At 69.7% G+C, this 12516-nt stretch carries 12 protein-coding genes; 9 read left to right on the plus strand and 3 right to left on the minus strand.

Annotation, left to right across the window (positions count from 1 at the left end):
* Positions 1–15: 15 nt before the first annotated feature.
* On the minus strand, positions 16–1344 hold the full coding sequence (locus tag ACMCNN_RS24780; RefSeq protein WP_412742911.1) for an MFS transporter: 1329 nt from the start codon (positions 1342–1344) through the stop codon (positions 16–18).
* Positions 1345–1396: 52 nt separating this feature from the next.
* Here ACMCNN_RS24780 and ACMCNN_RS24785 point away from each other — a divergent pair, with 52 nt between their 5' ends.
* On the plus strand, positions 1397–2392 hold the full coding sequence (locus tag ACMCNN_RS24785; protein ID WP_412742912.1) for a GlxA family transcriptional regulator: 996 nt from the start codon (positions 1397–1399) through the stop codon (positions 2390–2392).
* Here ACMCNN_RS24785 and ACMCNN_RS24790 read toward each other — a convergent pair.
* Positions 2389–3450 (minus strand): hypothetical protein, encoded by a 1062-nt coding sequence (locus tag ACMCNN_RS24790; protein ID WP_412742913.1) that lies wholly within the window; start codon positions 3448–3450, stop codon positions 2389–2391. The two genes, ACMCNN_RS24785 and ACMCNN_RS24790, sit on opposite strands and share 4 nt — an antisense overlap.
* 371 nt (positions 3451–3821) lie before the next feature.
* Here ACMCNN_RS24790 and ACMCNN_RS24795 point away from each other — a divergent pair, with 371 nt between their 5' ends.
* The 8 genes from ACMCNN_RS24795 to pilO all read left to right on the plus strand — a co-directional run bounded on the left by ACMCNN_RS24795 (position 3822) and on the right by pilO (position 11809).
* Complete coding sequence (locus tag ACMCNN_RS24795; RefSeq protein ID WP_412742914.1) at positions 3822–5489, plus strand: GspE/PulE family protein; 1668 nt, start codon at positions 3822–3824, stop codon at positions 5487–5489.
* Positions 5490–5754: 265 nt separating this feature from the next.
* Positions 5755–6801, plus strand: a complete 1047-nt coding sequence (locus ACMCNN_RS24800) for a type IV pilus twitching motility protein PilT (protein ID WP_412747259.1) — start codon at positions 5755–5757, stop codon at positions 6799–6801.
* 4 nt (positions 6802–6805) lie between these two features.
* Positions 6806–8038, plus strand: coding sequence for a type II secretion system F family protein (locus tag ACMCNN_RS24805; protein WP_412742915.1), 1233 nt, complete (start codon positions 6806–6808; stop codon positions 8036–8038).
* A gap of 85 nt (positions 8039–8123) precedes the next feature.
* On the plus strand, positions 8124–8591 hold the full coding sequence (locus tag ACMCNN_RS24810; protein ID WP_412742916.1) for a type II secretion system protein: 468 nt from the start codon (positions 8124–8126) through the stop codon (positions 8589–8591).
* An 82-nt stretch (positions 8592–8673) separates the two neighbouring features.
* Complete coding sequence (locus ACMCNN_RS24815) at positions 8674–9462, plus strand: prepilin peptidase (protein WP_412742917.1); 789 nt, start codon at positions 8674–8676, stop codon at positions 9460–9462.
* Between the two features lie 30 nt (positions 9463–9492).
* Positions 9493–10518, plus strand: a complete 1026-nt coding sequence (pilM, locus tag ACMCNN_RS24820; protein WP_412742918.1) for a type IV pilus assembly protein PilM — start codon at positions 9493–9495, stop codon at positions 10516–10518.
* Entirely contained in the window at positions 10518–11231 is a 714-nt protein-coding gene (locus ACMCNN_RS24825) for a PilN domain-containing protein (protein WP_412742919.1), read from the plus strand. Before pilM ends, ACMCNN_RS24825 begins: the two co-directional genes overlap by 1 nt.
* Positions 11231–11809 carry a type 4a pilus biogenesis protein PilO gene (gene pilO / locus ACMCNN_RS24830; RefSeq protein ID WP_412742920.1) on the plus strand — a complete coding sequence of 193 codons (579 nt, stop codon included), beginning with the start codon at positions 11231–11233 and terminating at the stop codon, positions 11807–11809. The genes ACMCNN_RS24825 and pilO overlap by 1 nt, the downstream gene beginning before the upstream one ends.
* A 31-nt stretch (positions 11810–11840) precedes the next feature.
* Here pilO and ACMCNN_RS24835 read toward each other — a convergent pair whose 3' ends face one another.
* Entirely contained in the window at positions 11841–12494 is a 654-nt protein-coding gene (locus ACMCNN_RS24835; RefSeq protein WP_412742921.1) for a GntR family transcriptional regulator, read from the minus strand.
* Positions 12495–12516 lie beyond the last annotated feature (22 nt).

A 12516-nucleotide genomic window follows, 5' to 3' on the forward strand; every position in this document is an offset into this window, starting at 1 on the left:
AAGGGGGTCGCCTCCTCAGGCCGCGGGCGCGCTCGCACTGGCCGCCGGGTACGCCAGCCCGAGTCCCGCACCGGCCGGCCCGGCCCCGCCCCGCTCGGCCGTACGCTTGCCGGCCAGCAGCATCAGCGACAACAGGGACGCGGCCAGCGCCAGCGCGCCCGCGGAGTACCAGGCGGCGTCGTACGCGCCGAGCCGGTCCCGGACCAGTCCCGCCGCGGTGGCGGCCACCGCGGCCCCGATCTGGTGAGCGGCGAACACCCAGCCGAACACGATCGCCCCGCGCGCGCCGAAGTACTCGCGGCACAGCGCGACCGTGGGCGGCACCGTGGCTACCCAGTCCAGGCCGTAGAAGAGGATGAAGACGACCATGCTCGGGTGCGCGGTGGCGGCGAACAGCGTGGGCAGCACCAGCAGGGACAGCCCGCGCAGCGCGTAGTAGGCGCCGAGCAGCAGCCGGCTGTCCACCCGGTCGGTGAGCCAGCCCGAGGCGATGGTGCCGGCGATGTCGAACAACCCGACCAGGGCCAGCAGTCCGGCCGCGACGGTCTCGGGCATGCCGTGGTCGTGCGCGGCCGGGATGAAGTGCGTACCGATCAGGCCGTTGGTGGTGGCGCCGCAGATCGCGAATCCGCCCGCCAGCAGCCAGAACGCCCGCGTGCCCGCCGCCTGCCGCAGCGCACCCAGCGCGGCCCGCGCGGCACCGCCCTGCGCGGCGCTCTCGGTGGCGGCGTCGTCCGGCGCGGCGCCGTAGGCGGCGACGCCGAGGTCGGCGGGCCGGTCGCGCAGCCGCCACCACACCAGGGGTACGACGAGCAGGGCGGCGCCCGCGACGGTCAGGGCGGCGGCCCGCCAACCGTGATTCTCGGTGAGCTGGGCGAGGATCGGCAGGAAGATCAGCTGCCCGGCCGCGCCCCCGGCGGTGAGCACCCCGGTAACCAGCCCGCGGCGGCGCACGAACCACCGGTTCGTCACGGTGGCCACGAAGGCGAGCGCCATCGATCCGGTGCCGAGTCCGACCAGGACGCCCCAGCAGAGCACGAGCTGCCAGCTCGCAGACATCAGTACGGTCAGCCCGCTGCCCGCGGCGACCAGCAACAGGGCGCCCATCACCACCCGGCGAATGCCGAACTTCTCCATGAGCGCGGCGGCGAACGGGGCGGTGAGGCCGTACAGCAGCAGGTTGACGGAGACGGCCGCCGAGATGGTGCCGAGCGACCAGCCGAACTCCTCGTGCAACGGGCGGAGCAGGACGGACGGGGTGGCCCGGAACCCGGCGGCGCCGACCAGCGCCACGAACGCGACGGCGGCCACGGCCCACGCGGGGTGGATGCGGTGTCTACTCACCGTTCGATTCTGCGAATCTCCGTACGATCAAACGAGTGGCCCGGAGGCCATCATGCGCAAGAATCGAGCCATGACGCATGCGATCGCCGTCCTGGCCCTCGATCACGTGGTGCCGTTCGATCTCGGCGTGCCCAGCCAGGTGTTCCACGCCGCCCGCGACTCCGACGGCACCCGCCGGTATGCGGTGACCATCTGCACCGAGGGCGGCCGCCCGGTCCGCAGCACCGCGGGTTTCGCTGTGCTTCCCGACCACGACCTGACCACGGTGGCCACAGCCGACACCGTGATCGTGCCCGGAGTGGGCGATGGCAGCACGGTGGCCGACGGCACGGTCCCGCCCGCGGTGGCCGAAGCGCTGCGGGCCGCCCATGAGCGTGGCGCCCGGATCGTGTCCATCTGCACCGGGGCGTCCGTTCTCGCCGCTGGCGGCCTGCTCGACGACCGCCCGGCGGCCAGCCACTGGGCGTGGGCGCGGCGGCTGCGCGGGCTCTACCCCCGCGTGCGCTGGGACTTCGATGTCCTCTTCGTGGATGACGGCGACATCCTCACCTCGGCCGGGGTGGGCGCCGGCATCGACCTGTGCCTGCACCTCATCCGCAATGACCACGGCAGCGAGATGGCCAACGGGGCCGCCCGCCGGTGCGTGGTGCCACCGTGGCGGGACGGCGGCCAGGCCCAGTACATCGAGCGGCCGGTCCCCGCGACCGGCGGGAGCGGCACCGAAGCGACCCGGACGTGGGCGCTGGACCGGCTGGCCGAGCCGGTGACCCTGGAGGAGATGGCCTCGCACGCCCGGATGAGCGTGCGCACGTTCACCCGGCGGTTCCGGGCCGAGACCGGGCTCAGCCCGGCCCGGTGGCTGTTGCAGCAGCGGGTGTCGCACGCCCGGCTGCTGCTGGAGTCCACGGATCTGGCCGTCGACGCGGTGGCCCGGCGGTGCGGGCTGGGCAGCGCGAGCGCCCTGCGCCAGCATCTGCATGCGGCCATCGGGGTCGCCCCGTCCGCCTACCGCAAGACCTTCCGCCGCGACGAGCCCCTCGCACGTTAGCGAGGCGTAGTTGTCAGCAGGTCAGGGGCGTTGTCTGGGACGGCTCGCGAGTTCCACCACCGGGTTGTCTTGCCGAGTGGTATCCCGGCCACCAGATATCCGGCCAGGCACCACAGCGCACCCAGCGGTCCCTGGTTGGTCGTCGCCGCCATGATCGCCACATATGCGATCACCACCAGCAGCACCTGCCGCCACCGCGGGAACCCGTCCGGCACCAGGGCGACCAGCAGCACGGTGCCGACCGACACCGGCAGCCAGTAGTAGTTGATCACGATGGGATCGGTGCACACCCGCAGCAGTGCCGCCGCCAAAGGTGCCGCCGCGACCGCCACCAGCCGCCCGCGCAGCAGATACGCCACGAGGGCACACCCGCCCGTCACCACGACGGCTTGGCCGAGGCGAACGGCCCACGTCATCTCGCGAAGGCCGAGCAGATGCGGCACCGTCCCGACGTCCACCAGCCACACGTGTCCGAACATCCCGAACTCACCGCTCAGCACGAACGGCAGGTAGCCCAGCACGGCGATTCCCGCAGCGACGGTCGCGGTGCGCACGGCCCGCTTCAGTCCGGTCACGCCGAGCAGGCACGGAAAACCCAGCACCGCGACCGGCGCGATCAAGACCGAGACGCCCAGCGCGAAGGCCGCGGCCAACCACCGGCCTCTGCCGTTCAACACCATCGCGTACGCCCAGAGGATCGGCATCGCCACCTCGACCGGATGGCCGCTCCAGGGCACCGGGCCGAGTAGCCACAGCAGTGTCAGGATCGCGGCCACGGCCTCGCGCACCGCGCGTCCCCGGCATACCGCGATAGCGCCCAGCATGAGCGCCACATCGATCATGATCCGCGGCAGCGCAGGAGGCATCCCCGCATGCCCACCGATGAGCAGCAGGTTGCTGACCACCAATTGAAGTGGGCCGGCCTGCGTGTATGTCCCCGCATACGCTTCGTCGAACCGACCGGTCAACACCGGCCACCCCAGATCGGAGAACGGCAGCAGATCCAGCGGGGTCTGCCGGTTCAGTAGCCCGACCAGCGCCGCTAGCAGCACAGCCATCCATCGCCGGTGGCGAAGGAGAAGCGCTCCCACGCCGCTCACGACGGCAACAACAGCCCGTGAAGTCCCATCACCCCGATAACATCGGCATCTCCGCTGCCCCCGTGAAGTACCCCGCCACCTCCGTCCGCGTAGGGCTTCGATTCAGCGGTTTCACCGCCACGGCGCCCATCCGGCCGACGGGAAAGGTTCGCCGAATTCGCCCGTGGGCGGCGGGTCCGGGCGAAAGCGGGGCCGAGCGAAACGACCAGTGGGCTCAGAGCAGGACGTGACGCCCACCGCAGCCGGATCGTGGGAGCGCTGCTCAGTTCGGCCCACGCGTGTCCGATGGGACAGACGTACACCGGTTTCGTTTCGGCGACGAGGATGACATGGACCTGACCTTCCGACCGCTGCTCGACGCGCTCAAGCAGATCGGCGTCGATCCGGCAGCGGTCGACGCGGCGGCGGCAGAGGCCGAGCGCAGCGGCCGGTCCGTCCGCGCGGTCCTGATCAACGACCAGGTCGTCACCGAGGAGCAGCTGACCGAGGCCGCCGCCGCCTCGTTCGGGCTCAAGACCCTCGACCTGGTCGGCTTCTCGCCCGACCCGGCCGCGCTCAAACGCATCCCGCTGCCGGTGGTGCTGCGCCACCGCGTGCTCGGCCTGATGATCAACGACGGTGAGCTGACCGTCGGCGTCACCGACCCCGGCGACGTCGTGGCCATGGACGACGTGCGCGCGGCCACCGGCATGTCCGTACGTCCCGTACTGGTCCAGCGCAGTGAGGTCCGCCGGATCATCGAGCGGCTCCAGCGCGAGGCCAGTGACCTGGGCGACTTCACCGATGAGGCGACGGACGACGCGGCGGGCATGACCGCGCAGGCGACCAGCCAGGAAGACGCGCCGATCGTGCGCTACGTCAACAACCTGATCGAGCAGGCCGTCCAGAACCGCGCCTCCGACCTGCACCTGGAGCCGACAGAGGACGAGATGCGGGTGCGGTACCGCATCGACGGCGTGCTGCACGAGGTGGACACGGTCCCGCGTGGCGTCATGGCCGCGCTCACCTCCCGCATCAAGATCATGTCGGGCGTCGACATCACCGAGAAGCGGGTCCCACAGAACGGTCGCATCACGGCTCTGATCCGCGACCGTACGGTCGACCTGCGGACCGCGACCCTGCCGACCGTGTGGGGCGAGAAGATCGTGCTCCGGGTGCTCGACACCGGCGGCATCGACCTGGACATGAACAAGCTGGGCTTCACCCAGCACAATCTCGACCGGTTCGCCGCGTCGTTCACCAAGCCGCACGGCATGGTGCTGGTGACCGGCCCCACCGGTTCCGGCAAGTCCACCACCCTGTACGCCACGCTGGGCCGGATCAGCAAGCCGGAGATCAACGTGATCACGGTCGAGGACCCGGTCGAGTACCGGCTGCGCGGCATCAACCAGGTCCAGGTGAACGCCAAGGCCGGCCTGACGTTCGCAGCGGTGCTGCCCGCGATCCTGCGTACCGACCCGGATGTCGTGCTGATTGGTGAGATCCGGGACGGTCACACCGCGCAGATCGCGGTCGAGGCGTCGCTGACCGGTCACCTCGTGCTCTCCACCCTGCACACCAACGACGCCCCCGGCGCCGTGACCCGTCTCACCGAGATGGGGATCGAGCCGTTCCTGGTGGGCTCGTCGCTCGACGCCGTACTCGCCCAGCGACTCGGCCGGCGGCTGTGCGACTGGTGCAAGGAGGCGTACGCGCCGGAGGCGGAGGAGCTGGAGGCGGCCCGGTGGCCCTGGGACATCCTGGCGGTGCCGGAAGCACTGTACCGCCCGGCGGGCTGCCGTAACTGCGCCAACACGGGCTACCGGGGTCGGATCGCGCTGCATGAGGTGATGCCGGTCTCCCCGGAGATCGAGTCGCTGACCATCCGCCGCGCCTCGGCGGGTGAGATCCGCGAGGTCGCCGTCGCCCAGGGCATGTACGACCTGCGCGCCGACGGCCTGGCCAAGGCGGCCGGCGGGCTGACTTCGGTCCGCGAGGTCATGCGCGTCGCGATCTGACCCTCGCCATACACGCAGCGTTGCCTTCCCATAACGCTTTGCATTCAGGCTGCGGATCGCAGCCCATCCCCTGCCGCAGTGCGCCCAATTCGGTCTTTAAGGGACCTCAAGCGGCCCTCCGCCTTGCCGAATGTGTGGACGTCAGTCCCCCCGCAGAGATTGTCGGTACCGCGCTATGCACACGCTCGACCAGAGCGCCGCCGCCCACGGCGCGCCGGCCGAACCGGTCTACGACGGCTCCGGCGACCTGGCCGTGCTCGACCAGATGCTCCGCATGCTGGTCGAATCGCGCGGCTCCGACCTGCACCTGACGGTCGGCTCCCCGCCCATGATCCGCGTGGACGGCGGCCTGCGCCCGCTGCCCGGATACGGCAAGCTGAACTCCGCGGACACCGCCCTGCTGGCGCGCGCCGCGCTCAACCCGAAGCAGTGGGACACCTTCCTGCGCGAGAAGGAACTCGACTTCGCGCACAGCATCGTCGGCGTCTCCCGCTTCCGCGGCAACATCTACGTGCAGCGCAACTCCTTCGGCTGCGTGTTCCGGGCCATCCCGCACAAGATCAAGCCGCTGGACGAGCTGGGCATGCCCGACTCGGTGTCGCGCCTGGCGTACCTGCCGCGCGGGCTGGTGCTGGTCACCGGCCCGACCGGTTCCGGAAAGACCACGACGCTCGCCTCCGTACTGGACCTGGCCAACCGCAGCCGGTCCGCGCACATCATCACCATCGAGGACCCGATCGAGTTCCTGCACCCGCACAAGCGCTGCGTGGTGAACCAGCGCGAGGTCGGCGCCGACACGGAGACCTTCGCGAGCGCGCTCAAGCACGCCCTGCGGCAGGACCCCGACATCATCCTCGTCGGTGAGCTGCGTGACTTGGAGACCACCTCCACCGCGCTGACCGCCGCCGAGACCGGTCACCTCGTCCTCGCGACCCTGCACACGCAGAGCGCCACCCAGACGATCGACCGCGTCATCGACATCTTCCCCCCGCACCAGCAGCTCCAGATCCGCGCCCAGCTCGCGGCCAGTCTCCAGGGTGTCGTCACCCAGGCGCTGGCGCCGCGGGCCGACGGCAAGGGCCGGGTGGTGGTGTGCGAGATCCTCACCGCCACCCCCGCGATCCGCAGCCTCATCCGGGAGGGCAAGTCCCACCAGATCCCGTCGTTCATGCAGTCGGGCGCCAACGACGGAATGTTGGCGTTCGACCAGCACCTGGCGGACCGGGTCCGCGAGGGGCTGGTGTCACTGGACGCCGCACTGGAGATCTGCCACTCCGCGGAAGAGCTCAAGCGACTCATCGGACGGATGTGACCGGATGGCAGCGACGAAGACCTTCCAGTACAGCGGCATCGACGCCAGTGGCCGCAAAACGAAGGGCACGGTCGAGGCGGCCAACGAACTGGCCGCGTCGAACCTGCTGCGGCAGCGCGGCGAGACACCGCTGGAGCTGACCCAGGCCGGCCAGGGCCTCAACAAGCAGGTGAGCATCCCGGGCCTGGGCAACCGGATCAAGCTCAAGGACCTCGCGGTCTTCGCGCGGCAGTTCGCCACGATGACCGCATCCGGCATGTCGCTGCTGCGATCGCTGTCCATCCTGGAGGAACAGACGACCGTACCGGCCTTGAAGAAGGCGGTCGGCGAGGTCCGGGCGGACGTAGCGGGCGGTGTGTCGCTGTCGGCGTCGATGGCCAAGCACGAGAAGGCATTCCCGCGCCTCATGATCGCCATGGTCCGCGCCGGTGAGGCCGGCGGTATGATCGACAAGGCCCTGGAGCAGATCGCGGTCAACCTGGAAAAGGACACCGCCCTCCGCGGCAAGATCAAGAGCGCGATGACGTACCCCGCGATTGTGCTCTGCTTCACGTTCGTGCTGATCGGCGCCGTGCTGAAGTTCATCGTCCCGATCTTCGAGGGGATGTTCAAGAACCTCGGTGGCGAACTCCCCGCGATCACCCAGGTTCTGGTGGACGCCAGCCACAACATGTGGTGGATCGCTCCGGTGTTCCTGACCGTCACGATCGGCGGCACGCTGACGCTGAAGCACCAGATGCGTACGCGCGAGAACGTGCGCCTCTTCATGGACAAGCTCAAGCTGCGGCTGCCCGTGTTCGGCTCGTTGTTCCGCAAGCTCGCGATGAGCCGCTTCTCCCGAAACCTGGGCATGCTGCTCGACGTCGGCGTACCGGTGATGCAGGCGCTGGCCGTGGTCGGTGAGACCGCGGGCAACGAGGTCATCAACATCGCCATGCGTGATGTGCAGTCCGCGGTGCGCGACGGCCAGCCGATGTCCACTGCGCTGCGTCTTCACAAGATCTTCCCCGAGATGGTCACCCAGATGATCGAGGTCGGAGAAGAAAGCGGTCAGATCAGTCAGATGCTCGACAAGGTTGCCGATTTTTACGACCGGGAGGTCGACAGCGCAGCCGAATCGCTGACCGCGTCGATCGAACCGATCATGGTCCTCGTCATGGGTGCCGTGGTCGGTGGAATGGTGATCTGTCTCTACCTTCCGATGTTCACCATCTACCAGAACATCCAGAGCAGCTGACGCTCTGGAGCGACCGGCTGCCGGGCCACAGCCCGCAGCTACCGCCCCACCCCACCACCCCACCCGCCACTGGAGGCAACCCCAAATGCGAGACACCATCAACCGGCTCAGCGCGCACAAGGGCGACGAGGGCTTCACGCTCATCGAGCTCCTGGTCGTCGTGGTCATCATCGGCGTGCTGGTCGCGATCGCCGTCCCGGTGTACCTGAACTACCGCCAGGGCGCGGCGGACAAGTCCGCTCAGTCCGACGTCCGCGGCGCGATCAGCACGATCGAGCAGTGGTACACCGACAACAGCAACACGTACCCGAGCACCCCGACCGGCGCCCAGAACGGCAGCTTCAACCTGGGTACCGGGACCGGCACGGTCGGCAAGATCACGCTGTCGGACAAGACCACCATGGTCTACAAGTCCGTCTCGACGTCGGCGTACAAGGTCTGCGCGACCAACACCGGCGGCAGCGGCAAGTACTACGTGTACGACAGCTCCGCGGGCGGCTCGGTGAAGGCGGACAGCACCATCAACTCCGGCAACTTCGCCACCTGCGGCTGATCCGCGTTGCGCGGGTGGCGCCGGTCCCGGCGCCACCCGCACCCACAACCTCTGACACCCACCGCGAGAGAGGAGCCCGGCCATGCCGCAGCCACTGCTGCTCAGCATCGTCGGCCTGCTCGGCCTCGCGGTGGGTTCATTCCTGAACGTCGTCATCCACCGCGTACCGCTCGGCCAGTCGCTGATCCGGCCCGGATCACACTGTCCACAGTGTGACGCGGCGGTCCGCCGTCGGCACAACGTGCCGGTCGCCGGTTGGCTCCTGCTGCGCGGCCGGTGCGCGGACTGCCAGGCACCGATCAGCGCCCGCTACCCGCTCGTCGAAGCGGGCACCGCGGCCCTGTACGTCGCCGTGGCAGCCCGGTTCGGCTGGTCGTGGGAGCTGCCCGCGTACCTCTACCTGGCCGCCATCGCGATCGCGCTGGCCGCGATCGACCTGGACGTCCTGCGCCTGCCCGACCAGATCGTCCTGCCGTCCTACGGCGTGGCCCTGGCCCTGCTGGCACCCGCCATGATCGCGGAGCACAGCTGGACCGCCGGCCTGCGCGGCCTGGCCGCCGCCGCCGTCCTGTACGGCCTGTACCGTCTGCTGGCCGCGATCCCGCGCGGCATGGGCTTCGGCGACGTGAAGCTCGCCCCGCTGCTCGGCCTGTATCTGGGCTGGCTCGGCTGGAGCTCCGTCGCGGTCGGCGCGTTCGCCGGGTTCCTGCTCGGCGGAGTCGTCGGCGCTGCACTGCTGGTCACCCGGCTGGCAAACCGCAAGAGCCGCATCCCGTTCGGCCCGTACATGCTGGCCGGCGCGTTCCTCGCGGTCTTCGCGGCCGCGCCGATCGCGCACTGGTATTCGTCCCTGCTCGGCCCCACGGTCTGAGCGAAGGCACTGAGCGAAGAAAGGTAACCGATGGCTGGCGTCAATCCGATCGGGCTGGACATCGGCTCGTCCTCCATCCGAGCCGTGGAAGCCCGTCGCGGCAAGGAGGAGCACACGCTCACCAACTTCGGCCAGATCCCGCTGCCCGCCGGGGCCGTGCAGGCCGGGGTCATCCAGGACCCGCTGGCGGTCACCTCGGCCGTCAAGCAGCTCTGGGCCGCCTGCAAGTTCGACACCAAGCGCGTCGTGCTCGGGGTGACCAACCCGCAGCTCGTGGTCCGCGAGATGTCGGTATCCAACCTGCCGCCCAAGGAGATGCGCAAGTCGCTGCCGTTCCAGGTACGCGACATGCTGCCCCTGGCGGTAGAGAAGTCGCTGCTGGACTTCTACCCGCTCGAGGAGCCGGGCGACAACCCGACGGTGCGCGGCCTGCTCATCGCCGTACCCAAGGACTCGGTGCTGACCGCCGTGCAGGCGGTCGAGAAGGCCGGCCTGCGGGTCGAGAGCGTCGACCTCGCGTCCTTCGCGCTGCTGCGCGCCGCCTCACGGCTCGACGCGCAGGTCGAGGCGATCGTGGACATGGGCGCCGAAGTGACCAGCGTGGTCGTGCACGCGGACGGCGAGCCGCTGTTCGTCCGGACCGTGCCGCGCGGCGGCGCCGAGATCACCCGGACCATCGCCGAGCGCCTCGGCATCGACGCCGGCGAGGCGGAGGCCCTCAAGTGCCGCTTCGGGCTGCACGGCGACGAGCGCCCGGACAGCGGGACCGCGGTGAGCGAGGCCGTCCGCCCGCTGGTCAACGAGCTGCGCAGCTCGTTCACGTACCTCGCCTCGGGCGAGCGGCAGAAGCAGGTCACCCGCGTGGCCCTGTGCGGCGGCAGCGCGCTCATGCCCGGCCTGGCCGAGCACATCCAGGAGCAGCTGCGGGTCGCCGTGATGTACGCCGACAGCGCCGGCCGGCTGCGTGACACCCGCAAGGCCAAACCGCGCGGCTTCGACGTCTTCGTCCCGTCGGCAGCAGTGTCGATCGGCCTCACCCTCGGAGCGGCGGCCTGATGTCGACCACGCTGATGCCCGTAGACCCGCAGACGAGCCCGCTGCGGGCCACCCGCTTGCTCACCATCACCGCGAACCTCATGCCCGAGGAGATCGTGGCGGCCCGGCGAGCGAAGCGTGCCCGTTCCGCCGTGATCGGCGCGCTGGTCGGTGTCGGTGTCCTGCTGGGGGGATGGTTCATGCACGCCCAGCACCAGACCCGCACGGCCGAGCAGGAACGCGACGACGTCCAGGCTCAGGTCGTCGACCAGAGGCACAAGCAGCAGAAGTACGACGAGGTCGTCAACGTGCAGGCACAGACGACGACGATCGTGGGACAGCTCAAGACCGTCATGGCCACCGACCTGCCGTACGCGACGCTGCTGGACACGGTCCGGCAGACCGGCGTGTCCGCCGACGTGACGGTCACCGGCGTCACCGCCAAGCTGGACGACGCCGCCTCGGCCGACTCGGCGGGCACCACCCCCGCGAAGTCGGACACCGTCGGCACCCTGCAGATCACCGGCGATGCCAAGGACAAGAACGCGGTCGCGCGGTATGTCGACCTGCTCGGCAAGGTGCCGACCGTCGTGAACCCGTTCGTCACCAGCGTGGCGGAGTCCAAGGACGAAGCCGGGGCCAAGAAGGTGGAGTTCAGCCTGAACGCCGAAATCAGCGGCACGGCGAAATGCGGCCGGTTCACCACCCCCTGCAAGAGCACCGGAGGCAACTGATGAACGCCCGTCACGTCGACCGGATCTGGCTGCTCGGCGGCTTCGTGGTCATCGTGCTGCTCACCGTTCTCAGCTGGTTCCTGCTGATCCAGCCCACGTACGCCGAGGCCGACCAGCGGCACAGCGAGGCCGGTGACACGCAGACGCAGCTCACCCAGCTGCGCAAGCGGAACACCGAGCTGGAGGCCGAGGACGCCAAGAAGGTCGAGTACAAGGCGAAGCTGGCCTCCTACCAGGCGGCACTGACGACCGGCTCCGGCGTGCCCGACTTCCTGCGGGAGCTGCAGAAGTCCGGCACCTCGATGAACGTCCTGGTCAGCGGTCTCACCGTGGCGGACCCCGCACCCGTCAAGGGCACGACCAACGTCAGCGCGCTCCCGATCACGCTGACCGCTTCCGGCAGCGCGGAGGATCTCAGCACGTTCCTCACCCGGTTGCAGAACGGCCAGCCCCGGGCGTTGCTCATCGACTCGGCCAACCTGGGCAAGGACCAGGGGTCGTGGACGCTCAACCTGACAATCAAGGCGTTCGTGTCGGAGTCCGCCGGCAGCGCGACCCCGGCCCCCACCGGCAAGTAGCCGCCGCGTGGGCTACCCAGCGGTGCGCTGATCAGCCCACGCCGAACAGGTGGCCCTCCACCTGAGCGCGGTACTCCACGTAGATCTGCCGGTAGCGGTCCACCGCCCCGCGCCGGTCCCCGGCCTCGAGCAGGTCGAGGATCGCGTCGTGGCCACGGATCCAGGTGGTCCACAGCTCACTCTCGGCGCCCATCGCGAGGATCCGCAGGGTCCGCGCGACCACCAGGTCGACCATCGACTGCAACTCCCGGTTGCCGCTGGCCAGGATCACGATCGTGCTGAAGTCGGCGCCGGCGGCGCCCGCGGCGAGCGTGTTGCCGGCGCGCAGGCCCTCGACGAACTCCTTCTGGCGCTGCCGCATGAGATCGATGTGGGTGGAGGTCAGGTTCTCCACGCCCCACTCGAAGCCCGCACAGGCCAACACGCTCATCACGTCGATCAGTTCCAGGGCGTTCTTCTGGGTGACCTTGGTGACGTGCCGGGTGCGGTTGGGTGCGATGTCTATGAGACCCTCGACGGAGAGCTGGGCGATGGCCTCGCGGACCGGGGTGATGCTCACCCCGAGGCGGGCCGCGAGTTCGGCGTCCTTGACGAGCGTGCCCGGCGGCAGCTCACCGGAGATGATCTCGTTGCGCAGCTGGCGCACCACAGCGGCGGTACGTGTCGGCGGGACCGCATAGGTCATACCGGCAGCCTACTCACCGTGA

The organism is Krasilnikovia sp. MM14-A1004 (assembly GCF_047159485.1).
Classification (GTDB): Bacteria; Actinomycetota; Actinomycetes; order Mycobacteriales; family Micromonosporaceae; genus Actinoplanes.